Source organism: Actinoallomurus rhizosphaericola (assembly GCF_024055675.1).
Lineage (GTDB): Bacteria > Actinomycetota > Actinomycetes > Streptosporangiales > Streptosporangiaceae > Actinoallomurus > Actinoallomurus soli.
On sequence record NZ_JAMXMW010000004.1, the window covers coordinates 157,349 to 180,276 of the forward strand.

Here is a 22,928-nt window from a genome sequence, read left to right on the forward strand (position 1 = left end):
TCCGCGCAGCACGCCCAGACTGGACACGGAGCGCAAGATCACTCCGACCGGTAGGGCCGCCCAACACCCCCAGCGTCACCTCGTACGGCTAGGTGTTCTGTCCACACAGGTTGGTGACGATATAGCTCTGGTTGGTTCCCCGTTGACATCCGCAGAGTCCGGTGGCGAGGGGGTGCTAATGCGGTCACCCGTTGGTGGGCACGGCGCCGACCAGAGGCATGCCTGAGTGCTGGTCAAATAGGTGTGGCGCACCGGTATCGGCGTCGATGTCCGAGACCCACTGCATCGAGGGCGCCCAGCTCCACCGCGACCAAATCGACTCCTATGTCGACCGGTCCCTCATGCTGGTCACCGCCCTCTCCCCAGTCATCGGCTACGACAAAGCCTCGGCCATCGCGGCAAGGCCGACGAGGAGGGCACCACCCTACGTGAGGCCGCACTGGACTCCGGCTCTATCAGCGCCGAGGACTTCGACCTCATCGCCAACCCAGCCATGCGCCGTGACGACGCCCGACGCGAGGAAGCCGTGGAGCGGTTGCAGGCCACGCTGTCGTCGGAGGTGACGTCGAGAGCGACTCCGAACGCGTCGATGCCTGCGCCCTGGGCGGCGCCAGATGGGTGCGGCCGATCTTCACCACGTCGCGCCACTGCTCCGCCTTGACCTCGATCGCCCGCTGAAGCGCCTGCACGCTGGGCAGCAGGTGCTCGTGGACCGCCTTGACCGCCGCGACGTGCATGGCGGTGGGGAAGGTGTCGTTGGAGGACTGCCCCATGTTGACGTGATCGTTGGGGTGGATCGGGGACTTGCTGCCCAGCTCGCCGCCGACCAGCTGGATCGCTCGGTTGCTGATCACCTCGTTGGTGTTCATGTTGGACTGCGTCCCGGACCCGGTCTGCCACACATACAGCGGGAAGTGGTCGTCGAGCTTGCCCGCGATGACCTCGTCAGCGACCTTTTCGATCAGGTCGGCCTTCCAAGCAGCCAACCGCCCGGCCCGCCCGTTGAGGATCGCGGCCGCCTTCTTGACGTAGCCGTAGGCGTGGTAGACCGCTTTGGGCATCCGGTCGTCCCCGATGGAGAAGTGGATCAGGGACCGCTGTGTCTGGGCACCCCAGTACCGGTCCGCCGGTACGTCGATCGCGCCCATCGAGTCCGTCTCCCGCCGGGTTCCGGTCGCATCCAGACCAATGGGCACGTCGAGAACCTCCGGGGTGTCCTCGTCCTTGCCCGCGCCCGACTGCCGCGCGGTCATGCCGTCGTGCCGTAGACGGGCGCCCACATGGCCTGGCGGACGGCTTGGCCGGGATCGGCCGGCTCGCTGGTGGCGACGCCCTCGCTGACCGCCGTTTCGACCACCGCCGCCGCGGTGATCGCGGAGGAGTTGCGCAGGTTCTCCACCGGCGGCAGCAGGGAGGCGCCCGGTGCGCTGACGTCGACCTGGTCGGCCACCGCCCGGGCAGCTGCGAGCAGCATCCCATCGGTCACCCTCGATGCGCCGGAAACGATCGTCCCCAGACCCAGCCCGGGATACAGCAGCGCGTTGTTGGCCTGCGCGATCTCGTAGGTCACCCCGTCGTGCTCGACGGGTGGGACGGGGATGCCGACGGCGACCAGGGCCTTGCCCTTCGACCAGGCGATGACGTCGGCCGGCATGGCCTCGATACGCGAGGTCGGGTTGGACAGCGGGAGGATGATCGGACGCTCGGTGCCTTCGGCCATGGCCTCGACGACCTCGCGGGTGAACGCCCCGTGCACGGTGGAGGTGCCCAGCAGGATCGTCGGCTTGACCTGCTTGACGGTTTCCAGCAGCGAAATCCCGCCGTCGTCCTTCCTCCAGTCGGCGACCTCCGACGGATCGCGCGCGTAGGACTGCTGGAAGTCACGCAGGTCACTTGTGCCGCGGGTAAGCAGGCCCGGCTTGTCGATCAGCCAGACCCGGGCCGTGGCCTGCCGGCGACTCCTACCGTCACGAACCATGGCATCGCGCAGTTGGTCGGCGATGCCCACCCCGGCGGTGCCCGCACCGAAGACCACCACCTTCTGCTCTCGCATCGGCACATCGCTGACCTTGATGGCCGACAGGGCTGCGGCCAGGGTGATCGCACCGGTGCCCTGCATGTCGTCATTGAAGATCCGGTAGCCGCCGTAGGTCTCCAGGATCCGCCGGGCATTGCTGGGGCCGAAGTCCTCGAAATGCAGCAGCGCACGCGGGAACATCGCCGAAGCCGTCCGCAGGTACGTCTCGATGAACGCGTCGTAGTCGGCGCCCCGGACCCTGGGGTGCCGGTTACCCAGGTACAACGGATCCTTCAGCAACGCCTCACGGTCGGTTCCCACATCCAGTGACACGGGGATGACGCGGGCCGGGTCGATGCCGGCTGCCGCAGAGTAGACCGCCAGCTTGCCGACCGCAATCTGAATGCCGCCCACCCCCCAGTCGCCGATGCCCAGGATCTGCTCCGCGTCACTGCACACGATCAGGTCCACGTCCTCGGGCCCGAGTTCGAGCGTGGCGAAGGCCTTCTCGATGTCCTCGGGCCGGTCGATGGACAAGAACACGCCGCGCGGGCGGCGGTACTCATGGGAGTACTTCTCGATCGCCTCGCCCACCGTGGGGTCGTACACGACCGGCAACAACTCCACCAGGTGATCGGTGAGCACCTTGTAGTACAGAGTCTCGTTGCGGTCGTGCAGCTGCTCCAGATACACGTTCTTGCCTAGGTCACCGTCCTGAGCCTGCAGCTGCTGGTACGCGCGCTGCGCCTGCTGCTCCAGCGTCAGCACCGCGGACGGCAGGCGCCCGGTCAGGCCCAGCTCGTCCCGCTCCGCATGCGTGAACCCCACCCCCCGGTTGCGCAGTGGATCAGTCAGGACCCCTGGCGTAGCCGGAGTACGCGCGGTGTGCCTGGCCATCATCACTCTCCCCATGTGCGCGTGCAGTAAGTCTTCGCCAACGCGGACCGGAACAGATCCTCGGCCTCGCCCCGGTCATCCGCGATCAACATGGCCGCACGAGGCAGGACGCCGCCTCGCTCCGCGACATACCCGCGGAACTGCTCCTGCCGCTGAACCGTGTCCACGTCCACGTAACCACCGACCTGCTGAACACTGGAAGGACGCCTCCGCTGGTTACTTGGTGAAGATTCCTATCGGCGGCAGCACGTGCGGAGGGTTGTGCTCAGCAGCCGGCCTCGTCCAGCCACTCAGTGACGACGTCCGCAGCCTGCCGGCTCAGCTTGGGGCCGACTGCGGCTGCGTCACGCCGCAGCGTGCGCGGATCGATGTCCGCGGCGAGGAGAGCCTCGGCGTGGCCCACGAGCCAGTGTTCGATGTCACGGTGATCGGTTTCCAGGTGGAATTGGAGCCCGAGGATATGGGCTCCGACGGCGAACGCCTGGTGCGGACATCGCGTGGTGGACGCGAGGTGGCGGGCGCCGGCGGGCAGTTCGAAACAGTCGTTGTGCCAGTGCAGGACGGGAACATCGGCGAGGTGACGCAGGACTGAAGTCATGCCTTCGGGTGTGAGGGCAAGGGGGGCGTATCCGATCTCTGTGGCTGGGCCGGGAGCGACTGCGGCCCCAAGCGCGCGGGCGAGAAGCTGGGCCCCGAGACAGATTCCCATCGTGGGTCTCCGCGTGGTGAGCCGTGCCCGCAGTGCGGTGAGTTCGTCGTGCAGGACCGGGTAGCGGTCGGTGTCGTTGGCACCGACCGGACCTCCGAGCACGACGAGCAGATCGGCGCCGGTGACCGCGTCGGAATCGATGCCTTCGGCGGTGACGTCGAGATAGCGCACGTCGTAGCCCCGGTCGCGCAGCAACGGATGGAGCAGCCCGAGGTCCTCGAAGCCGAGATGACGGATAGCCAGGGCGATGGGAGGCATGCGGGTGGCCCTTCAGGTGCGTAGGTACGAGGCGCCGTTGAGGTCGACGATGGTGCCCGACGCCCAGGCTGCGGCCGGCGACGCGAGGAAGCACACGGTGGCGGCAATTTCCTCGGGGGTGCCGACCCGGCCGAACGGGCTCTGGCTACGGACCAGATCCCCGTCGGGGCCGGTGAGTTTGGTGGACTGGCGTTCGGTGGCGACGAATCCCGGGGCCACCGACGTGACGGCGATGCCGTGTGGCGCTAGCGCGACAGCCATCGACTGCCCGAAGGCGTGCAGCGCGGCCTTGCTCGCTCCGTAGGCGGGAAAGTCGGGTTCGCCGCGGAACGCGCCGCGTGATCCGACGTTCACGATGCTCCCGCCGGTGCCGCGGTCGATGAGGTGTCGGGCCACCGCCCAGGTCACATCGGCCGTGCCCAGCACGTTGACGTCCAGCATGCGTCGCCAGATCTGCTGCCAGGTGTGCAGTGGGACATCGGCGACCGGGTGGTGTGTGCTGGCCGCCGGTGCCACGGCGGCGTTGTTGACCAGGACGTCGATGCTGCCGAGCGCCGTCACGGCCTCCGCCACGATCCGTTCGCCGGTACCAGGATCACCGAGATCACCTTCGATCAGCGTGTGCCCAGTGCCGGGCAGCTGCCGCAGCGTTTCTTCGGCGTCTGTACGTCGGCTGGCGTACTGCACCGCTACTCGGTCACCGCCTGCGGCGAACGCCATTGCGATGGCCCGGCCGATGCCCCGGGAGGCGCCGGTCACCAGGACACCCCTCATCGCGCGAACACCATCGACTCGTCGCGGAATGCTTTGAACTCCAGAGCATTGCCGGCAGGGTCGCGGAAGAACATGGTCCATTGCTCCGCTGGTTGGCCGGGGAATCGGCAGTGTGGCTCGATGTCGAAGTGCACACCGGCTGTCCGTAGCCGGTCGGCGGTGGTGTGGAAGCGCTCCTCGGTCAGCAGCAGGCCGAAGTGCGGGATGGGCACGGTGTGCTGTTCCACTGCGCTGACGCCGGCCAGAGTAGGTGCGGTGGGAACGAGGTGGGTCACCAACTGGTGGCCGTGCAGGTCCCAGTCGACCCAGTGGTCGGTGGACCGTCCTTCCGGCAGGTTCAGGACGTCTCCGTAGAAGGTGCGGGCGGCGCCAAGGTCGTCGACCGGGATGGCCAGGTGCACAGCGGGACGGGAGGACATGGGCGTCCCTCCTCTCGTGAGGGGACGGGCGGGTAAGCCTGTCCACCTTCACCAGAAGATGTTCAGATGTCAACATTCGACATTGCGCGAACCTGCGACTTGCCTGATCGACGCTCGGATGTCAACATCTGAACATGGTGTCCCCTCTGTCGAAGGCCGCTCTACCGAAAGCCGCCCGCCGAGGGCTCGCCGACGAGGCAGCCGACCTGGTCCGCGAGGCGATCCTCGCCGGCCATTTCCCGCCTGGAGCGCCGCTGCGGGAGGTTGAACTCGCAACGCACCTCGGCATCAGCCGCGGCTCGGTCCGTCAGGGCCTCGCCGAGCTGGAACACGAAGGCCTCATCCGCACAGGCTGGCACCGGGCGACCACCGTCATCGAGGTGCGAACTGAAGACGTCGAGGAGGTCTACGCCCTGCGCGCCGCGCTCGACCGCCTCGCCGCGACGACCGCGCGGCGGTCGGCCGGCGCCGCCGACTTCGCCGAGCTCGACCGCCTCGTCGACGCAATGGACACTGAATCCCGTGCCACCGCCGACAGCCGTCGCCTGGTGGCACTGGACATCGCGTTTCACGACCAGATCTATGCGGCCGCCGGCAACGGGCGCCTCACTACGGCGTGGCACGCCATCCGATCTCAGATCCATCTGTTCCAGCTACGCCGGGTCGAGTCCGGCTATGACCACTACCGCGCCCGGGTCGTCGAAGAACATCGGGAACTGGCAGCCCTTTTGCGCGATGGCGACGTACGGACCTTGGCACGAAAGGCTGAGGAACACGTCGACTCCGCTCGCCGCTCGCTACTGGCGGATCTGCCGAACGCGTCGCCTACATCACCTTGATCGTGCTCGGTGGAAGCCGAGCCGACAGCCTTGAGCCCTGCCTGTGCCCAGCGGCGGGATGGGCCGGGAAGCACCACGGAGCCAGCCGCACCCGCTGCGTGAGCCACTGGCCGATGACATCATCGTCTCCCGGCAGGTGCTGCAGCTGTTGGGCCTGGGCGTCGCTTTCTACGTTGGCGTGCAAGACCTGGTCCCCGAACTGCGGGTGGCCGAGCTCACCCACCGGGCGCGCCGGGCCATCGAAGACAATCATCGGCGCGTGCGAGCCGCCGTGGACTGGTGCGACACCGTGATCGCCACCGGCGACACCACCATGGAGGAGCAATTGGCCCGCCTGCTTTCAGAAGGCGATGACTCGCCATGACCACACCCGGCGGCAACGGACCAAGGCCGCCCATCTGCGGCAAGCGAACGGCGACGAACAAGCTCGCCGAAGACCTGTGGTGGAAGATCGACGAAACCTGCCCGGTTTGCGTCTCAGCCTGTCCGATCGTCCCCGCCTGGCTCCCCCTTTTTCCGTGCTCCAGCGGCGTGCTGGTGAGCGCGGGCGATGGAGGAATCGATGCCGAAGGTCCACTCGATGTTGCCGACGGCGTCGTCTTTGACCTACATCTGCTATAGCAGCCGGGCCCAGGCGCCGTCCTCGTCCCAGCGTTTGTAGCGCTCATAACAGGTCTGCAAGGGCCCGTAGCGTTCGGGGATGTCCCGCCACGGCGCACCGGTCCGCAACCGCCACAAGATCCCGTTGATCACCTGCCGGTGATCCCGTTACCGCCGGCCACGACCATCGACCTGCGGCAACAACGGCTCGATCTGCGCCCACGCCGAATCAGTCAGCTCGCCGCGCCTCACCACGCCGATCATTCAACCGAACCGCCGCCGAGCCAGTGATCGCTTTGTCAGACACGCCCTAGGGCCCTAGGTGAGGGCGGCGACGGCGCGCACGCTGGCGAAGGTGTCGGCCTCGGCGGCGGTCTTGTCCGGGCGGTACCGGAGGACCCGCGCGAACCGCAGCGCCAGCCCGCCGGGATAGCGCGGGCTGCGCTGGACGCCGTCGAAGGCGATCTCGACGACGAGCTCGGGCCGTACGTACACGGTGTGGTCGTCGCGGTGCGTCTCCAGCGCGAGCAGGCGCTCGGTCTGCCAGGCGAGCATCTCGTCGGTCAGGCCCTTGAACGTCTTGCCCAGCATCACGAACCCGCCGGTCTCCGGGTCGCGGGCCCCGAGGTGCAGGTTGGACAGCTTGCCCCGGCGGCGTCCGTTCCCCCACTCGACGGCCAGGACGACCAGGTCGAGCGTGTGACGGGGCTTGACCTTGATCCACCCGGCGCCGCGCCGGCCGGCGGTGTAGGGCGTGTCCAGGGACTTGACCAGCACTCCCTCGTGACCGTGCGCGAGGGCGTCGTCGAAGAACGCGCGGGCGTCGTCGACCGAGGCGGTGACGACCCGTGGCATGCGCAGGGCCTCGGGGACGACCCGGACCAGCGCCTCGTTGCGCTCGGCGCCCGGCAGGTCGATCAGGTCCCCGCCGTCGAGGTGCAGCACGTCGAACAGGAACACCGACAGCGGCACGTCCTGCCCACCGCCCGGTCGCACGCCGTGGCTGGCGACGCGGGCGGAGGTGACCTGGAAGGGGTGGGGCCGGCCGTCGTCGCGCAGCGCGATCAGCTCCCCGTCGAGGACGGCCGTGTCCACGGGCAGCGCGCCGAGCGCGGTGACGATCTCCGGCAGCCGGCCGGTGATCTCGTCGAGGGTGCGGGTGAACAGGCGCACCTCGCCTCCGGACACGTGCGCCTGGAGTCGGATGCCGTCGAGCTTCCACTCGACGGCCGCGGGACTCACCTTCTCCAGCGCCGCCTCGACGGACGGCGCGCTCGCGGCGAGCATCGGCTTGACCGGGCGCCCGACCTCCAGCCCGAACGCGCGCACGCCGTCACGCCCTTCGGACAGCGCCGCGGTGGCCACCGCGCCGAGCGAACCGCGGAACATCACGGCGCGGCGCACCTCGGCCGCCGGCACGTCTGCCGCGACGGCGATGGCGTCGGCCATCACGCCGTCGAGGGCACCCTGGCGGAGGTCTCCGGACAGCAGGCGGAGGAGGAAACTCTGCTCGGCGGCGGTCGCCCGGGCGAACAATTCCCCCACCAGTTGTCGCCGAACGGTGACGGAACCCTTACCGGAGACGGCGCCGATCGCGGTGAACGCGGCATCCACCTCGTCGACGGTGAGGGCCGTCTGCGCCGCCGCGGGCGGCAGGTCGCGCAGGGCCGCCCAGCCGACGCCGATCTGGCGTTGTGGCAGCTCACCGGAGAGGTACGCCACGGCGATCGCCGTCTCCTCCGGCTCGGCGTCCCGCAGGCAGGCGGCGAGCAGCTCGATCTTGGCGCGCCGCCCGGACGTCGCGGCGACGGCCTGTGAGGTCTCGGTGATCTCGCTCAACAGCACATTCCATTCTGACGCCGGCGACCGACAATCGGGTGAACCCGTCCCGGAGGAGCGGCGGCCGGGCCCCGGCGGCCGGAGGAGGCGAGGAGCGGCATGGTGTCACGCGTGCCAGGCGCGTACGAGTCTGGTTTGGGGGCGGATCCGACGGTTACGGTCGCATCGAGCCGGCACCCCGGGACTCCCGGGGAACACGAGTGGGGAGAAGGATTGGGACTGCCGCGGCTGCCGGAACCGTTCCACCGGGTCTACTCGCCCCCGGAGGCGCCGAGGGCCAAGAGCCGCCGGCCGCGTACGCAGGGCGTCGTGGTCGCCGCGTTCGTCGTGGTGGCGCTGGGCGTCGCCGCGGCGGCCGTCTTCGTGTTCGGCCGCGGGGGAGCCCGGCCGGCGAGCGCACCGCCGCGGTCCCGTCCCGCCCCGACCGGTTCCCGTGCGGCCGACGCGCCGCCGACGGCGGTGCGACCGGCCGTTCTCGCCGCGCTGCCGCAGGCGTGCTCGATCCTGCCCGCCGACACGGTACGGCGGCTGGTGCCGACGGCCGCTCCGAAGATCGACAAGATGGGCGCGGAGACGGCGGGCGTCTGCAAGTACTCGATGACCGACGGGAGCCGCTACCGCGCCGTCCAGGTCGACGCGCGGGCGTTCCTGCCCAAGTACATGCACGACCAGGCCACGGGCATGACCGTCTGGTCGTACGAGGCGCAGTGGCGGCAGGCGGAGAAGGACCGGACGGCCGACACGAGCACGCTGCGCCGGATCGGCGGCCTCGGCGACGCGGCGTTCGAGCGGTACTGGGTCGACCGGGACGTCAGGATCGCGGTCGGGGAGGCCACCGTGCGGTACCGCAACGTCATCCTGCGGGTGCAGTACACCGAGGAGCAGCCGGCCGCCGGGGACCGGTCCGCCAGTGAGCAGCGCAGCCTGGCCAACGCGATCGCGGCCGCCCGTGCGGGGCTCGCGTCGCTGCGGTGATCTCCGCATATTCAGGGCGTTCTTCCGGTAACCGGATATCGGCGGCGATGTGTCATCTCCTGTGGCCTGAAAGGGGCTTCGCGGTGCCGTGGTGAGCCGGTCGGTGATTACCAGAGGCGGCTTCCTTCGGCTTCATGGATAAGCGTTACATTTCGGGAATTCCGCCGTGGTGGTGACGGCATCGTCCCAGGTCATGCGGAGTGTGATCCGAGAGATGGGGGCGGCGGGCTCGTCCATCTGTCGTGTGGAGAAACCTGCGTAATGGGGGCTATGTCGACCGATGCACCACTGATTGGGAATGGCGGCGCGGGGGATGTCGCTAAGTGTCCGTTCCGCACCGTAATCATTTCATCAAGAGCGGAGAGAATTAGATCGCGGTGTCGGTGATGGGGGAATGAGGGGAGCGGTGGCGATGCCGGCAGCCAGGGAGCGGTCCAGGCTGCCGCTGACTTCAAGGGGGTACTTATGAGGGTCCGTAACCTGACCCTGACAACCGCTTCAGCGGCCGCACTGACGATCGGGCTGGCTTCACCCGCTCTGGCGGCGGCCGTCCACAGTGACGCGAGCGCGGGGCTGCACCACCGGGCGCAGCACGTTGCCGTCTACCCGGGAGCCCACCAGGCGTTGCGTCCCGCCGGTGTGCACGCCCCGGGCCTGGTCCGCGGCGGGGACGATGACGACGACGGCGATGGCCGCGGTGGCGACGGCCTCGACCCGTGTGTCGCGGGCGGCTGCTTTGGCGGTAACAACAACAACGGCGGCGGCATCGCGCCTTGGGCGGCCTTCGGTGACGACGGTGACGGCGGCGGTGGCGGCGGCAACGGAACCGCCGGTGGGAGCGTCATCGGCGGCGCCCCGGGCGGCGGAGGAGGCTTCGGGCAGCACCGGGAGACCGTGAAGAAGATCCGCGCCCGGGCCATGGGCGCGCCCGGCCGCCCGGCCGGTGTCGGCATGGTCCCTTCCGGCCCCGTACGGACCGGCTTCGGTGGTGCTCAGGGATCCAGCGTGCCGCTGGGCCTCGCCGGGCTCACCCTGCTGCTGGGCGGTACGACGCTTCTCGCTCGCCGGCGGATCCGGACCGGTGTCCGTTCGTAGCCGATCAGCACGGTCACACGGCGGCCGTCTCCACGGCGGGGCGGCCGCCGGGTTGATCGCGGCCGGCGCGGTGGTCCTGTGGTTCGGCGCGTGCCGGCACCACGGGCCGCCACGGCCGGATCCGCGCGCGGCCCGGCCAGGCGCGGCGGCCGCCCCCTCGGCGGGGGCGGCCCTCGGCGGCTCCATCCCGCTGCGAGTGGACATCCCGCGCGTCGGGATCCACTCGCGCCTGCTCCGTCTCGGCCTCGAGCGCGACGGCTCGCTCGCGGTACCGCCGTTGTCCCGGGCCCAGTTGGCGGGGTGGTACGACAAGAGCCCCACACCGGGGGAGCGCGGTCCCGCCGTACTCGTCGGCCACGTCGACACGAAGAAGGGCCCGGCCGTGTTCTACGGGCTCGCCCGGCTGCACCCCGGTGACAAGATCGAGGTCACCCGCGCGGACGACACGGTCGCGATGTTCGCCGTCGACTCGGTCGAGCGGGCGTCCAAGAAACACTTCCCGACGCAGCGCGTCTACGGCCCCCTGAGGTTCGCCGGGCTCCGGCTGATCACCTGCGGAGGCGACTTCGACGGCCACAGCTACAAGGACAACACGATCGTCTTCGCGCATCTGACCGGCCGCCGTCCCGTCCGGCCGGACGGCAGCGGATCTCCCGGACCGGCCGACGGCGCCGGCTCGGTTTCCCGAAGCCCGTGACGTTCTCCCGCGGACGGAGGATGCTTGGCGTAGTGAGTCCCGGTCGCCACCAATCGGGAGGTCGGCGGATGCGAATCTCGGAAGTCCTTCGCGCCAAGGGTGCTGACGTCGCGACCATCGCCCCGGACGCGAGCGTGCGGCATCTCCTGCGACTGCTCGCGGACCGCAACATCGGTGCGGTCGTGGTGTCCGCGGACGGTTCGACGATCGACGGCATCGTCTCGGAGCGTGACATCGTCCGGCGCCTGGGAGAGCGGGGCGCGGCCCTGCTGGACGCGCCGGTGTCGGAGATCATGACGACGCACGTGCGCACCTGCGCGCCCGGCGACGCCGTGGACGGACTGCGCGTCACGATGACGGAGCACCGCATCCGTCATCTCCCGGTCGTCCGCGACGGCCGTCTCGTGGGGATCGTCAGCATCGGTGACGTGGTCAAGAGCACGATCGCCGAGCTGGAGACCGAGCGCGAGCAGCTCGTCGACTACATCAAGCGCTGACCCATGCTGCGATCAGGATGGGCGGCAGCACCGGATGAAACGGCACCCAGAGCCGACGCGTCACCGTGATGGGGGCCGGCCACATCATTCGGGACTCCGCGCCGGCCCCGGCCACCTTCCGGTGGGGCGGCGGCATGGGGAGCCGGTCGGGGCGGGCACGATGAACGACGTGAACGTTCAGCCCCTGATCCTGCATGCCATGGACGGCGTCCGCATCGACGCCGGTCACCTCCCCGGACCGGACGGCCTGTGCCTGGTCCTCGCGCACGGGTTCACCGGCGGGTGGCGGCAGCCGACGACGCGGCGGATCGCCAGGGTGCTCGGCGAGACCGGTGGCGTCATCGCGATCGACTTCCGTGGCCACGGGCGGTCCGGCGGCCGGTCCACGGTCGGCGACCGGGAGATCCTCGACGTCGACGCGGCCGTCCGCCACGCCCGCCACCTCGGGTACCGGCACGTCGGGCTCGTCGGCTTCTCGATGGGCGGCGCCGTCGTCGTCCGGCACGCGGCCCTGCTCGGCGGCGTCGACGCGGTCGCCGCGGTGAGCGCGCCGGCCCGCTGGTACTACCGCGACACCAAGCCGATGCGCCGCGTGCACTGGGCGATCGAGCGCCGGTCGGGCCGCCTGGCCGCACGCCTCGTCAAGCGGACGCGGATCGCCGGTGGTTCGTGGGCGACGGTGCCCGCCGCGCCGCACGAGGTCGCGGGGCGCATCGCGCCGACGCCGCTCCTCGTCGTCCACGGCGACCGGGACCCCTTCCTGCCGGTCGAGCACGCCGAACAGCTCTACACCGCGGCCCGTGACCCGCGCGAGCTGTGGATCGAGTCCGGGTACGGGCATGCCGAGAGCGCCGCGACCCCCCAGCTGATCCGGCGGATCGGACAATGGACCGCATCTCAGGCGACCACGGTCCACTAAGGTGCGCACGTGCGGGTGGTGGTGACGGGAGCGGCCGGGTTCATCGGCGGCCATGTGGCGGAGGCGTTCGCCGGGGCTGGCCATGAGGTGCTCGCCGTCGACGCGCTCTGCCGGTCCGCCGCACCGGACGCCGCGCGGGCCACGTGGGCGGCGCTCGCCGACCGGGCCGGCGTCACCCTCGTCGAGACCGACCTGGCGGCCGACGACCTGACCAAGCTCGCCGACGCGGACGTGGTCGTCCACCTGGCCGGCCGGCCCGGGGTGCGCAGTTCCTGGGGCGCCGGCGAGGCGGCCACCGAGCGCGACAACGTCACCGCCACGCGGCGGCTGCTCGCCGCCTGCCTGGGCGCTCCGCCCGGCCGCCGCCCGCGCGTGGTCGTCGCGTCGAGCTCCTCGGTGTACGGCTCCGCCGGGGCCCGCCCGCAGCGTGAGGACGATCCGCCGCGTCCCGCCAGCCCGTACGCGCGGAGCAAGGTCGCCGTCGAGCGCCTCGCCGCACAGGCGGCGGAGGAGGGGCTGCCGGCGGTGACCCTGCGCTACTTCTCGGTCTACGGCCCGCGCCAGCGCCCCGACATGGCCTTCCACCGGTTCGTCGAGGCGGCCCGGCGCGACCGGCCGCTGCCGGTCTTCGGGGACGGCCGCCAGTCGCGCGCCTTCACCCACGTCGCCGACGTCACGGCCGCGACCCTGGCCGCGGCCGGCGCCGACCTGCCGCCGGGCACCGTGCTCAACGTCGGCCATCCCGAGCCGGCCACGGTCCGGGACGCGATCGACCTGCTCGCCGGCCTGCTGGGCGTACGGCCGCGGGTGCGCGCGTACGCCCCGGCGGCCGGCGACGCGCCCCGTACGTGGGCGGACACGACGAGGGCCGGGCGTCTCCTCGGCTGGTCCGCGCGGATCGGGCTGGCCGAGGGCCTGGCCGACCAGGTCCGGTGGCACCGCGAGCGTACGGAGCGGCCGCGATGAGCCCCGGAGGCCGGTGGGCGTACGCGCCGCGGCGCCTCGAGCGCATGGAGCGGGCGGGATGAGTTCGGAAACACCGGCGGCCGTGCGCGCCGCCTACTTCGCCTTCGACCGTTTCCCGTCGAGCAAGGGATCGGCCGTGCACATCGGGCACATGGCGGCCGAGCTGTTCGCCCGGTTCGACGGCGGGCTGCTCGGCGTGCTCGGCGGCGGGCCGCTGCCGCGCTACCAGCGGGAGGCCGGCGGCATCGAGATCGCGCGCTTCGGCGCGCAGATCCCCAACTTCCTGGACCGCGCCGAGGCGTACTCCCGCTGGGTGGCCGCGCACGTCGAGCCGCACCGCGAGACCCTGCGGATCTGCCACGTCCGCGATCCGTGGAGCGCGCTGCCCGTGGTCACCCTCCCCGGCCGGCGTCACCGCGTGGTGTACGAGGTCAACGGGCTGCCGTCCGTCGAGCTCGCGCACACCCGCCCGTCGGTCACCCCCGCCACTCTGGCGAAGATCGCGGACCTGGAGCGGCTCTGCCTGGAGGGCGCCGACGCGGTCGTGGTGCCCTCGCGGGTCATCGCCGGGGCGCTGGCCCGCCGCGGCGTCCCCGAGACGAAGATCCACCTGGTGCCGAACGGCGCGGACGTGCCCGCCGCCGCGCCCCGCCCGGACGACGCTCCGGACCGCTACCTCATCTATGTCGGGGCGCTGCAGCCGTGGCAGGGCGTCGACGTGCTGCTGCGGGCGTTCGCCCGGCTCGCGGACCTGACCGACCTGCGGCTCGTCATCTGCTCGTCGGTGCCGGAACGCCGGGCCCGCCCGCTGCGGCGCCTCGCCGAGCGCGCCGGCGTCGCGGACCGGCTCCTCTGGCGGTTCACGCTCCCGCACCCGGAGGTGGCGGGCTGGCTGGCGGGCGCCGCGATCTCGGTCGCGCCGCTGACCGCCTGCGCCCGCAACCTCGACCAGGGCTGCGCGCCGCTGAAGATCCTGGAGTCGATGGCCGCGGGAGTTCCGGTGGTCGCCTCCGATCTGCCCGCCGTCCGGGAGATCATGACGGACGGGGAGCACGGCCGGCTGGTGGCCCCGGACCGGCCCGGCGAGCTGGCCCGCGTGCTCCGCGTCCTGCTGGAGTACCCCGACGCCGCCCGCGCGATGGGAGAACGCGGACGGCATCGGATCCGGGAGGACTTCACCTGGCCGGCGTCCCGTTCCCGGCTGTCGCAGGTGTACGACTCTCTCGAGCCTCCCGCCTGACGCCTCCTGTCGTGCGCCGCTGACCCGAACGGTGGAGGCGGAGAGTGTCATTTGAGGCTTATCTCGGGCGATGACCGATTGATATTGTCCGGCCATGTTCTGGCGGAAGACACGGGCGGCGATCGAGCGATTCCATCCGGTGCACCAGGGGCTCGTCTGGCAGCGCACCGCGTCCGTCACGCTCCCGCCGGCGGAGTGGGACGCCGTGGTGGCCAGCCTCGCCCGGCACGCCGAGACGGTGAAGCGGCGCAAGTGGCGCCTGCCGGACCGGACGGTCGCCGTAGTGGTCCCGCTGATCAGGGTGCTGTGCGAGGACGTCGCGCCGGGCGGCGCCATCGGCATCACCGCCGACCTGCGCGGCCCCCAGGTGCCGGAGAAGGCCGGGCCGACCCGGCAGCTCCCGGTCCGCAAGCCGATCCGCAGCATCACCGAGTGGTTCGCGCTGGACCCCTGGCTCGCGGTGCGGGCCGAGCTGCGGGACGGCAGCGTCCTGGAGCTGACCGTCACCGACCGGGTCCGCTACCGGAAGATCCACAAGGTGAACCCGCGCGGCAAGCACAAGCACAAGACCAAGAGCAAGGCCGTCCAGCGGATCACGGCCCGCCGCACCCTGCAGCCCGGCCAGGACGTACGGCGGCCGGACACCCCGCCGCCGCGGACCCTCGCCGTACGGGTCAAGCCCGGCAAGCGGACGGTGATCAGCGCGACGACGAAGCTCGGCCCGGCGCCCACCGAGCAGGACCAGCTGCAGTGGGTCCTGGCGGTGGCGACCGAGCCGTTCCGGTGGACGCCGCCCGCGGCGACGGCGAGGAGGACCGCGTGAACCCCTGCGCCGTGACGACCGGCTTCTTCGTGCTCGGCCGGTGCGGCCGGCCGTCGGTCACCGTGTGCCGCTGCGGCCGGGCCGTCTGTGCCCGGCACGTCGACCCGCAGGGGCTGTGCCCCGAGTGCGCCGCCGCGCAGGCCTACACGGACCCCTTCCACCCCGGATGGGCGCGCGGCTACCGCCGCCGCTACTACGAACAGAGCTCCGGCATGTACAACGACGCGGTCTGGTACTCACGGTTCGACTCCTACGACCGGGGCCAGTTCGACGGCGGCGACGGTTTCGACGTGGGCGGATACGACGGCGACGGCTTCGACGGCGACGACGGGAACGACTGGGTCGACAGTTGATGCGCGTCCTGTGGATCACCGAGCACTACCCGCCGAGCCGCGGCGGAATGGCGGAGTCGTGCGACCGCATCGTCCGCGGCCTGCGCGCGGCGGGCGTCGAGATCGACGTCGCGCACCTGAGCCACCGGCCGCGGCCGTGGAAGGTGGACCGCGAGGCCGGCGGCCGGCTCCTCGTCGTCCCGCTGGAGGACAACCCCGAGCACGCGCTGCGCCGCCTGTGGACCGAGCTGGCCGGTGAGGAGTACACCCACGTCGTCGCGTTCGGCGGCACGTACGGCATGCTCGGTGCGCCGGTGCTGGCGGCCTGGCTCGGCGCGCCGCTGATCACGCTGCTGCGCGGCAACGACTTCGACACCGGGGTGTTCTCGCTGCGCCGCCGCGAGGCGCTGCTGACGGCGCTGCGCGCCTCCGCCCGCGTCTGCGTCGTCGCCCGGTCGCACGGCCCGCTGGTGTCCGCGCTCGTCCCCGGCGCCACCGTGGCCTGGGTGGCCAACGGCATCGACACCGCGAACTGGGAGGTGCTGCCCTCCGAGCGGGCCCGCGCGCGGGAGTGGCGGGCGGCCCACGTCGAGCCCGGACGGCGCGTGCTCGGCCTGATCGGGCAGCTCAAGAACAAGAAGGGCGTCGGTTTCCTGCTCGACGCGCTGGCCGCCTCCGGGCACGCGCAGGCGTTCCACCTGCTCCTCGTCGGCGAGGTCGAGGAGGGCATGGAGGCGCGGCTGGCCGGCGTGCCGCACACGCGGATGCCGTTCCTGGACCGGTACGAGCTGCCGGGCGTGTACGCGTCCTGCGACCTGGTCGCGCTGCCCTCGTTCTACGACGGGCTGCCGAACGTCGCGCTGGAGGCGGCCGCGCTCGGGCTGCCGCTGCTCGCCTCCGACGCCGGGGGCCTGGCCGACCTGGCCGACGAGGAGATCGGCTTCACGTTCCGCGCGGGCGACCCGCACGGCTGCCGCGCCGCCGTCGACCGCGCGGCCCGCGCGACGGACGAGGAGCTGGCCAAGCGGGGCGCGGCGGCGCGTGAACGCGTGCGCCGGGACTTCACCCCGGAGGCGGAGACGGTCGGCTACCTGGCCGTACTGACGGAGACCGAGGGGACACCGACGTGAACCGTACGATGCGGAGCCCCGCGGCGCTGACGGCGACGGCGCTGCTGCTCGCCGGCTGCTCCGGCGGCGGGAACGGCGGGAGCGGCGAGCGCGAGACCGCCCCGCCGGCGCCGACCACCGCGTCCGCCGCACCGGCCTACCTGCGCGTCACCACCGCGGCGGGCGGCCCGCTCCTGACCGTCGACACCGCCGGCGCCACGACCCGGATCACCAGCAGGCTCGGCGGCGCACCGGTCACCATCACCGGCACGGACGGCCGGTACGCCGAGGGCGGCCGGGTGGTGGCCGTGGCCAAGTCCGCCGCCGACGGGGTCAAGCTGAAGGACACCGCCGGACGTACGCTGTGGCGCGCCAAGGTGGCGGCCGGTCAGGTGCGGATCCGGCGCGGCGAGTCCGACACGCGGTACGAGTTCCGGCGCGAGGCGGACGGCCGGATTAAGGTGAAGCAGGGGCAGACGGAGGTCGGCGACGTCCGGCCGGAGGAACAGGGCGCGAAGGTCGAGACCGCGGACGGCGCGACGGTCGCCCGCTCCGGCGCCGCGCCGAGCCCCGGCCTGGCGGTCCTGCTGTGCCGCGAGGTGCCGCCGGACCTGCGGGCCGTCCTGGCCGCCGCGCTGGCGGGCCAGAGTTGATCGTCTGCTACGCGCAGGGCGGGGGGCTCGGGCACCTCACCCGCATCCGGGCCTACCTGCACACGCGGGGAGTGGCCGGCGAGCCGGTGACGATCCTGACCGGTTCGCCGTTCGCCGGTGACCCGCGGGTCGTGGCCGGCCACCGGGTGCTGTCCGCGCCCGCCGGGCTGGACCGGGACGGGCTCGCGCGCTGGATCGGGGCGACCCTGGCCGGCCTGCGGCCGCGCGAGTTCGTCGTCGACGCGTTCCCCGCCGGGTTGTCCGGCGAGCTGAGCGCCGCCGTCGTCCCGCCGGGCACCCGCGTCGTCCACCTCGCCCGCCTGCTGCGCTGGGACGCCTACCGGCCGCTGCTCGCCGCCGACCCTCTCGAGTTCGCCGAGACCCGGCTGGTCGAGCCGGTCGGCGGGGAGCACCGCGCGTACCTGGAGGCGGTGTCGTCCGCCGTCGCGCCGCTGACGCTGGCCGACCCGCCCGAGCCGGAGCCCGCCGTCGCCGTCGCGCCCGGCGGATGGCTGATCGTGCACTCCGGGCCGCCCGCCGAGGTCGCGGAACTCGTCGCGTACGCGCTGGACGTCGCGGCAATCGAGGGCACGCGACCGGGGTTCACGCTGGTGTCGCCGAGCCGCCCGGACGTCCTGCCGCCGGGGGTCGCGCACCATGACGCCTACCCGGCGTGGCCGCTGTTCGCCCGGGCGGACCGGGTCGTCACCGCGGCGGGCTGCAACGCGGTCCGCCAGCTCGCCCGGTGGCCGGAGCGGCACCGGATGCTGCCGTTCCCGCGCCGCTTCGACGACCAGTACGCCCGCGCCGCCCGCGCCCGCGCCTCGACCGGCGCGTGAGTCTCGACCGGCGGGTGGCCTCGGCGCGGCTCAGCCGAAGGCGATGTGCGCGCCGGAGATGTGCAGCGCGACGCCCTTCTTCGTGACGGACAGGCTCTGGAACGTCAGGCCGAGCGGCAGTCCGCCGACCGGCACCGTGAAGTCGAGGTCCTCGTCCAGGTCGGACAGCGGGAACCCCTCGGCCGACAGCGGGTGGACGCGGATCCGGTCCCGGCCGACCTTGGTCACCTGCCAGACCACCGTCCCGGACCCGATGCCGAGGTCGACGTCCCCCTTCACCTTGTCGGGGCCGTCGGCCGTGAACCGCACGCCGGGCTGGTCGGCGGCCTTGGCCAGCTCGCCGAACCCGATGGTCGCGGTGCCGTCCACCCTGCCGAGGGTGCCCTTGGCGAATCCGGAGTCCACGCGCACGTCGCGCACGTCCCCCTGGACGAGGCTGAGGGTGACCGGCCCCTCCCGTACGTTGTGCGCGGTCATGTGGGCGTGCGGGAAGTGACGGTTCAGGACCTGGGTCACGAAGGGGAAGCCGTCGATCGTGACGTCGGGCCGGGCGCCGAAGCCCTGCTTCTGGACCTCGCCGGCGATGCGGCTCTCGGCGTACGCGGCGGCGAACCGGTCGAGGCCCACCAGGAGACCCAGCAGCACGAGAAGAATGATCAATACGATGATCAATGGCCGCGGGCGGCGTCGTTTCCGGCGCAGGCCGCCCGGGCGGCGCGGCGGGAGGCCGTCCGGGCGGGTCCATTCGCTTTCGTGCGCGCTCATTAGACGATGGTGGGGGTCGCCATGGCCCTCAGCAAATTCCACGGCGGGGCGGTCGTCAATAGTTTGACGTCGAAGTGATGGTGAAGTCATGGGCGTTTCATGACTTCCGATCTACACTGCCGAGATATGGCGGCCGAGGGCTTTGTCTCGTCGATGGCCCCGCCGGCTCTCGTCGTGCGGACCAAGGAGGCCGTCCGCAGACTGCAGCCCGGGGGTCCGTACTCCGTCGGCCGTGATCCGGCGGCCGACGTCCCGATCATCGATCCCCGCGTGTCCTGGCGGCACGCCGTCCTCCGTACCGACGACAAGGGCTGGCTCCTGGAGGACTTAGGCAGTACGAACGGTACGTTCGCCGGCTCGCGGCGGGTCCGGCGCGCCGGCATCGAGGGCGAGATCGTCTTCCGGCTCGGCAACGCCGACAGCGGCCCGCAGGTGGCCTGTTCGGTTCCGCCGGCGCTCGACTCGCGCATCGGCGTGGACCGCGCGCCGACCTCCGTCATTCACGTCCCGTCCCGCCCGCTGCGGATCGGCCGTGCTCCGGACAATGACATCGTCCTCTCGGATTTGATCGTTTCCCGCCATCACGCCGAGTTGCGGAAAAGGGCCGACGGCCGACACGAGATCGTTGATCTCGGCGGCCACAATGGGACATTCGTCAACGGAAAAAGGATCACCTCGGCGCCGCTCACCGAAAGTGACATCGTCGGGATCGGACGGGCCACTTTTCGGCTCGTCGGCGACGAACTCCGGGAGTTCATCGACACCGGCGACGTGTCGCTGGTCGCCCACGATCTCACCGTACGGACCGCCAAGGGGAAGGTCCTGCTCGACCACGTCAGCTTCCCCATCCCCGAGCGCTGCCTGGTGGGAGTGATCGGCCCCAGCGGCGCCGGCAAGTCGACCCTGCTGGGCGCGGTGACCGGAACCCGCCCGGCGACCGAGGGCGGTGTCCGATACGACAACCGTGACCTGTACCGCCACTACGCGGAGCTGCGGCACCGGATCGGCCTCGTCCCGCAGGAGGACATCCTGCACACCCAGCTGGCCACCCGCCGGGCCCTGCGGTACGCGGCGGAGCTGAGGTTCCCCGGGGACACGGTCGCGGCGGAGCGGAACCGCCGGGTCGACGAGGTGATCGAGGAGCTCGGCCTGACCCCGCACGCGGAGACGCGGATCGACGCGCTGTCCGGCGGCCAGCGCAAGCGGGTGAGCGTCGCGCTGGAGCTGCTGACCAAGCCGTCGCTGCTGTTCCTCGACGAGCCCACGTCCGGCCTGGACCCGGGGCTGGACAAGTCGGTCATGGAGATGATGCGCGACCTGGCCCACGACGGCCGGACGATCGTCGTGGTCACGCACAGCGTCGCGAACCTCGACACCTGCGACCGCCTGCTCGTCCTCGTCCCCGGCGGCCGGGTGGCCTACTACGGTCCGCCGGCGGAGGGCCTGGGCTTCTTCGGCAAGGCGAGCTGGGCCGAGGTCTTCCAGGCGTTCGACCGGGAGCCCGACCGCGACTGGGCCGCCGAGTTCCGGATGGCGCCGCTGTACACCCGCTACGTCCTGTCGGGCCTGGACGGCGACGCCGAGGTGCACCGCCCGGAGCCGCCGCAGCCGGCCCCGCCGCCCCGGCGGCAGGGCCGGATCTCCCAGCTCGGCACGCTCTGCCGCCGCTACACCGCGGTCATCGGCTCGGACCGCAGCTACCTGGCCGTGCTGGCGGTGCTGCCCCTGGTCGTCGGGCTGCTCATCCGGGCGATGCCGGCGCCGCACGGGCTGACCGATCCCGGCGAGAACGACGACGCGGCGTCGGTGCTCCTGACCCTCGTCATCGGCGCGTGCTTCGTCGGGGCCGCCAACTCCGTGCGCGAACTCGTCAAGGAACGCCCGATCTACCGGCGGGAGCGGGCGGCGGGGCTGTCCGCCGGGATCTACCTGCTGTCGAAGATCCTCATCCTCGGCCTGATCACCGGGGTGCAGGCGGTGCTGCTCGTCCTCATCGGCCTGGCGTTCCGCCCGATGCCGGCGCACGGCGCGTTCACCTCGCCGTACCCGGAGCTCATCCTGGCCATGGCCGGGCTGGCGGTCGTGTCGATGGCGATGGGCCTGGTGGTGTCGGCGGCGGTCAGCACGTCGGAGAAGACGATGCCGCTGCTGGTGCTGCTGTCCCTGGCCCAGGTGATCCTCTGCGGCGCCCTCATGCCGCTGCAGGGCAAGGCGGGCCTGGAGCAGGTCGCCTGGATCACGCCGTCGCGCTGGGGCCTGGGCGCGGCGGCGTCGACCGTCGACCTCGCGCACCTGGCGCACAAGCCGATCGAGGACCGGCTCTGGCACCCCGACGTGACCACCTGGGGCACGGACATGGGGGTGCTGGCCGGTCTCGGGCTGGTGTTCGTCATCGTCGCCTGGTGGCGCCTCGAACGCCTGCGCCCGGGCCGCCGGACCCGCCTCTGACCGGGTCCGAAGCCCGGTCGATCGGACCTGACGCGGGCTCGGACGGCAGACCTGGCGCCGGGCCCGCCGGGGTACGGTGGAACGGTGCGGCGCGGTGGACACATGCGCCAGGTTCTCGCGTCATGGCGGCCGGGTCAGGCCATGGTGGCGATTCCGGTCGCGCTCATCATGTTGATCAGCGTGGTGGACATCCTGACGCCGAACTACGTCCATCTGGGGCCGCTCCTGGTCGTGGCGCCCGCGCTCACCGCGTCGTTCGGCGGTCCGGTGATGACCGGGGCGATCGGTGTCCTCGCGGTGGTGGCGCAGGTGGTGATCGCCTTCCTGCACGGCGGTATCGGCACGATGAACCATCAGGTGCAGATCATCACGTTGCTGGTGGTCTCGGCGTTCGTGGTGGCGTTCTGCTATCTGCGCGAGCGCCACGAGCGGCAGCTCAGCGAGGTCCGGTCGGTGTCGGAGGTCGCGCAACGCGTCATCCTGCGCCCGCTGCCGCCCCGGATCGGCCCGTTGCGGATCGCGTCGATGTACCTCGCCGCCGCCGCCGAGGCACGGATCGGGGGCGACCTGTACGCCGCCGCGCGTACGGTCGGCGGTACCCGCCTGATCATCGGCGACGTGCGGGGGAAGGGACTGGCCTCGGTCAGCGACGCGGCGGTGCTCCTGTGCGCCTTCCGTGAGGCGTCGCACCGTCACTCGAGTCTTCCGGGTCTCGCGAAGCACCTGGAGGACAGCGTCTGCCGGAACCTGGCCGAACTCTCCGAGGCGGACTCCGACGTCGCGGAGTGCTTCGTCACCGCGGCGATCATCGAGATTCCCGACACCGAACCGGTCGTCCACGTGGTCGACTGTGGCCATCCACCGCCGCTGCTGGTGCGCGGAGACCGGATCCTGACCTTGGGGCCGGAACTGCCGGGGACACCACTGGGGCTGGGCGAACTCGCCGCCGCGGACCACCTGCCCGCGACGTTCGCCTTCGAGGCCGGCGACATCCTGCTGCTCTACACCGACGGCATCGTCGAGGGCCGCGACCGGACGGGGACGTTCTACGCGCTCACCGAACGCCTCCGCAGGTGGGCGGGCGAGGATCCCGTGACCCTCGTCGCGCTGCTCCAGAAGGACCTCCTCGATCATGTCGGGGGTCATCTGGAGGACGACGCGGCCGCCATCGCGATCGAACGCCTGCCGGCCGGCCCCGTCCGCTGACTCACGGGGCCG

General features: G+C 71.6%; 24 protein-coding genes and 1 pseudogene. 17 read left to right on the plus strand and 8 right to left on the minus strand.

Features of this window, described 5'->3' with window-relative positions; all coding sequences use genetic code 11:
- Positions 1-476 precede the first annotated feature (476 nt).
- The 5 genes from NE234_RS11960 to NE234_RS11980 form a co-directional block, all read right to left on the minus strand.
- Positions 477-1,253: a lyase family protein gene (locus tag NE234_RS11960; RefSeq protein WP_252779012.1), complete on the minus strand. Its 777-nt coding sequence runs from the start codon at positions 1,251-1,253 to the stop codon at positions 477-479.
- Entirely contained in the window at positions 1,250-2,929 is a 1,680-nt protein-coding gene (locus NE234_RS11965; protein ID WP_252779013.1) for an NAD-dependent malic enzyme, read from the minus strand. The genes NE234_RS11960 and NE234_RS11965 overlap by 4 nt, the downstream gene beginning before the upstream one ends.
- 250 nt (positions 2,930-3,179) lie before the next feature.
- Positions 3,180-3,881, minus strand: a complete 702-nt coding sequence (locus tag NE234_RS11970) for a glutamine amidotransferase (protein ID WP_252779014.1) — start codon at positions 3,879-3,881, stop codon at positions 3,180-3,182.
- 12 nt (positions 3,882-3,893) lie between these two features.
- Complete coding sequence (locus NE234_RS11975; RefSeq protein ID WP_252779015.1) at positions 3,894-4,655, minus strand: SDR family NAD(P)-dependent oxidoreductase; 762 nt, start codon at positions 4,653-4,655, stop codon at positions 3,894-3,896.
- A complete protein-coding gene (locus tag NE234_RS11980; RefSeq protein ID WP_252779016.1) occupies positions 4,652-5,074 on the minus strand; it encodes a VOC family protein in 423 nt (140 codons plus the stop codon). Before NE234_RS11980 ends, NE234_RS11975 begins: the two co-directional genes overlap by 4 nt.
- 134 nt (positions 5,075-5,208) lie before the next feature.
- Here NE234_RS11980 and NE234_RS11985 point away from each other — a divergent pair, with 134 nt between their 5' ends.
- Genes NE234_RS11985 through NE234_RS45890 form a run of 3 tightly spaced genes read left to right on the plus strand, consistent with a single transcriptional unit; the run spans position 5,209 to position 6,534 of the window.
- Positions 5,209-5,913, plus strand: a complete 705-nt coding sequence (locus NE234_RS11985) for a GntR family transcriptional regulator (RefSeq protein WP_252779017.1) — start codon at positions 5,209-5,211, stop codon at positions 5,911-5,913.
- 58 nt (positions 5,914-5,971) lie between these two features.
- Entirely contained in the window at positions 5,972-6,277 is a 306-nt protein-coding gene (locus NE234_RS11990) for a DUF6192 family protein (RefSeq protein WP_256528669.1), read from the plus strand.
- Positions 6,274-6,534, plus strand: coding sequence for a hypothetical protein (locus tag NE234_RS45890; protein ID WP_406566990.1), 261 nt, complete (start codon positions 6,274-6,276; stop codon positions 6,532-6,534). Before NE234_RS11990 ends, NE234_RS45890 begins: the two co-directional genes overlap by 4 nt.
- On the opposite strand, the pseudogene NE234_RS11995 reads toward NE234_RS45890, so the two are convergent.
- Positions 6,418-6,777: pseudogene (locus NE234_RS11995) on the minus strand (IS5 family transposase); the annotation flags it as partial. The gene NE234_RS45890 and the pseudogene NE234_RS11995 sit on opposite strands and share 117 nt — an antisense overlap.
- Positions 6,778-6,831: 54 nt before the next feature.
- Entirely contained in the window at positions 6,832-8,358 is a 1,527-nt protein-coding gene (locus NE234_RS12000; RefSeq protein ID WP_252779019.1) for an ATP-dependent DNA ligase, read from the minus strand.
- Positions 8,359-8,565: 207 nt separating this feature from the next.
- Here NE234_RS12000 and NE234_RS12005 point away from each other — a divergent pair, with 207 nt between their 5' ends.
- The 12 genes from NE234_RS12005 to NE234_RS12060 all read left to right on the plus strand — a co-directional run bounded on the left by NE234_RS12005 (position 8,566) and on the right by NE234_RS12060 (position 18,497).
- Positions 8,566-9,327 (plus strand): hypothetical protein, encoded by a 762-nt coding sequence (locus NE234_RS12005; RefSeq protein ID WP_252779020.1) that lies wholly within the window; start codon positions 8,566-8,568, stop codon positions 9,325-9,327.
- Positions 9,328-9,792: 465 nt separating this feature from the next.
- Positions 9,793-10,422, plus strand: coding sequence for a hypothetical protein (locus NE234_RS12010; protein ID WP_252779021.1), 630 nt, complete (start codon positions 9,793-9,795; stop codon positions 10,420-10,422).
- Positions 10,409-11,119, plus strand: a complete 711-nt coding sequence (locus NE234_RS12015; protein ID WP_252779022.1) for a class F sortase — start codon at positions 10,409-10,411, stop codon at positions 11,117-11,119. Before NE234_RS12010 ends, NE234_RS12015 begins: the two co-directional genes overlap by 14 nt.
- A 68-nt stretch (positions 11,120-11,187) precedes the next feature.
- Positions 11,188-11,616 carry a CBS domain-containing protein gene (locus NE234_RS12020; protein ID WP_252779023.1) on the plus strand — a complete coding sequence of 143 codons (429 nt, stop codon included), beginning with the start codon at positions 11,188-11,190 and terminating at the stop codon, positions 11,614-11,616.
- A gap of 199 nt (positions 11,617-11,815) precedes the next feature.
- Entirely contained in the window at positions 11,816-12,535 is a 720-nt protein-coding gene (locus NE234_RS12025; protein WP_406566989.1) for an alpha/beta hydrolase, read from the plus strand.
- 9 nt (positions 12,536-12,544) lie between these two features.
- A complete protein-coding gene (locus NE234_RS12030; protein ID WP_252779025.1) occupies positions 12,545-13,501 on the plus strand; it encodes an NAD-dependent epimerase/dehydratase family protein in 957 nt (318 codons plus the stop codon).
- 58 nt (positions 13,502-13,559) lie between these two features.
- Positions 13,560-14,741, plus strand: coding sequence for a glycosyltransferase (locus tag NE234_RS12035; protein ID WP_252779026.1), 1,182 nt, complete (start codon positions 13,560-13,562; stop codon positions 14,739-14,741).
- Between the two features lie 94 nt (positions 14,742-14,835).
- Positions 14,836-15,564, plus strand: a complete 729-nt coding sequence (locus tag NE234_RS12040) for a hypothetical protein (RefSeq protein WP_252779027.1) — start codon at positions 14,836-14,838, stop codon at positions 15,562-15,564.
- Positions 15,561-15,917 (plus strand): hypothetical protein, encoded by a 357-nt coding sequence (locus NE234_RS12045; RefSeq protein WP_252779028.1) that lies wholly within the window; start codon positions 15,561-15,563, stop codon positions 15,915-15,917. The genes NE234_RS12040 and NE234_RS12045 overlap by 4 nt, the downstream gene beginning before the upstream one ends.
- Positions 15,917-17,026 carry a glycosyltransferase family 4 protein gene (locus tag NE234_RS12050; RefSeq protein WP_252779029.1) on the plus strand — a complete coding sequence of 370 codons (1,110 nt, stop codon included), beginning with the start codon at positions 15,917-15,919 and terminating at the stop codon, positions 17,024-17,026. The genes NE234_RS12045 and NE234_RS12050 overlap by 1 nt, the downstream gene beginning before the upstream one ends.
- Positions 17,023-17,658, plus strand: a complete 636-nt coding sequence (locus tag NE234_RS12055; RefSeq protein WP_252779030.1) for a hypothetical protein — start codon at positions 17,023-17,025, stop codon at positions 17,656-17,658. The genes NE234_RS12050 and NE234_RS12055 overlap by 4 nt, the downstream gene beginning before the upstream one ends.
- Complete coding sequence (locus NE234_RS12060) at positions 17,655-18,497, plus strand: hypothetical protein (RefSeq protein ID WP_252779031.1); 843 nt, start codon at positions 17,655-17,657, stop codon at positions 18,495-18,497. The genes NE234_RS12055 and NE234_RS12060 overlap by 4 nt, the downstream gene beginning before the upstream one ends.
- A gap of 30 nt (positions 18,498-18,527) precedes the next feature.
- Here the strand turns inward: NE234_RS12060 and NE234_RS12065 are convergent, their stop codons facing one another.
- Positions 18,528-19,262 (minus strand): LmeA family phospholipid-binding protein, encoded by a 735-nt coding sequence (locus NE234_RS12065; RefSeq protein WP_252779032.1) that lies wholly within the window; start codon positions 19,260-19,262, stop codon positions 18,528-18,530.
- Between the two features lie 126 nt (positions 19,263-19,388).
- Between NE234_RS12065 and NE234_RS12070 the strand changes: the two genes are divergently transcribed.
- Positions 19,389-21,710, plus strand: coding sequence for an FHA domain-containing protein (locus tag NE234_RS12070; RefSeq protein WP_252779033.1), 2,322 nt, complete (start codon positions 19,389-19,391; stop codon positions 21,708-21,710).
- A 102-nt stretch (positions 21,711-21,812) separates the two neighbouring features.
- Positions 21,813-22,916 carry a PP2C family protein-serine/threonine phosphatase gene (locus NE234_RS12075; protein WP_252779034.1) on the plus strand — a complete coding sequence of 368 codons (1,104 nt, stop codon included), beginning with the start codon at positions 21,813-21,815 and terminating at the stop codon, positions 22,914-22,916.
- Positions 22,917-22,928 lie beyond the last annotated feature (12 nt).

What these genes read in the sequence shown, in the direction of transcription:
- NE234_RS11965 (WP_252779013.1), bottom strand. Translation starts at nt 2,929, where the DNA reads ATGGGGAGAGTGATGATGGCCAGGCACACCGCGCGTACTCCGGCTACG.
- NE234_RS11975 (WP_252779015.1), bottom strand. Translation starts at nt 4,655, where the DNA reads ATGAGGGGTGTCCTGGTGACCGGCGCCTCCCGGGGCATCGGCCGGGCC.
- NE234_RS11990 (WP_256528669.1), top strand. Translation starts at nt 5,972, where the DNA reads ATGGGCCGGGAAGCACCACGGAGCCAGCCGCACCCGCTGCGTGAGCCA.
- NE234_RS12025 (WP_406566989.1), top strand. Translation starts at nt 11,816, where the DNA reads ATGGACGGCGTCCGCATCGACGCCGGTCACCTCCCCGGACCGGACGGC.
- NE234_RS12010 (WP_252779021.1), top strand. Translation starts at nt 9,793, where the DNA reads ATGAGGGTCCGTAACCTGACCCTGACAACCGCTTCAGCGGCCGCACTG.
- NE234_RS12040 (WP_252779027.1), top strand. Translation starts at nt 14,836, where the DNA reads ATGTTCTGGCGGAAGACACGGGCGGCGATCGAGCGATTCCATCCGGTG.
- NE234_RS11970 (WP_252779014.1), bottom strand. Translation starts at nt 3,881, where the DNA reads ATGCCTCCCATCGCCCTGGCTATCCGTCATCTCGGCTTCGAGGACCTC.
- NE234_RS12075 (WP_252779034.1), top strand. Translation starts at nt 21,813, where the DNA reads ATGCGCCAGGTTCTCGCGTCATGGCGGCCGGGTCAGGCCATGGTGGCG.
- NE234_RS12020 (WP_252779023.1), top strand. Translation starts at nt 11,188, where the DNA reads ATGCGAATCTCGGAAGTCCTTCGCGCCAAGGGTGCTGACGTCGCGACC.
- NE234_RS11960 (WP_252779012.1), bottom strand. Translation starts at nt 1,253, where the DNA reads ATGACCGCGCGGCAGTCGGGCGCGGGCAAGGACGAGGACACCCCGGAG.
- NE234_RS12065 (WP_252779032.1), bottom strand. Translation starts at nt 19,262, where the DNA reads ATGAGCGCGCACGAAAGCGAATGGACCCGCCCGGACGGCCTCCCGCCG.
- NE234_RS12070 (WP_252779033.1), top strand. Translation starts at nt 19,389, where the DNA reads ATGGCGGCCGAGGGCTTTGTCTCGTCGATGGCCCCGCCGGCTCTCGTC.
- NE234_RS11980 (WP_252779016.1), bottom strand. Translation starts at nt 5,074, where the DNA reads ATGTCCTCCCGTCCCGCTGTGCACCTGGCCATCCCGGTCGACGACCTT.
- NE234_RS45890 (WP_406566990.1), top strand. Translation starts at nt 6,274, where the DNA reads ATGACCACACCCGGCGGCAACGGACCAAGGCCGCCCATCTGCGGCAAG.
- NE234_RS12050 (WP_252779029.1), top strand. Translation starts at nt 15,917, where the DNA reads ATGCGCGTCCTGTGGATCACCGAGCACTACCCGCCGAGCCGCGGCGGA.
- NE234_RS12035 (WP_252779026.1), top strand. Translation starts at nt 13,560, where the DNA reads ATGAGTTCGGAAACACCGGCGGCCGTGCGCGCCGCCTACTTCGCCTTC.
- NE234_RS11985 (WP_252779017.1), top strand. Translation starts at nt 5,209, where the DNA reads ATGGTGTCCCCTCTGTCGAAGGCCGCTCTACCGAAAGCCGCCCGCCGA.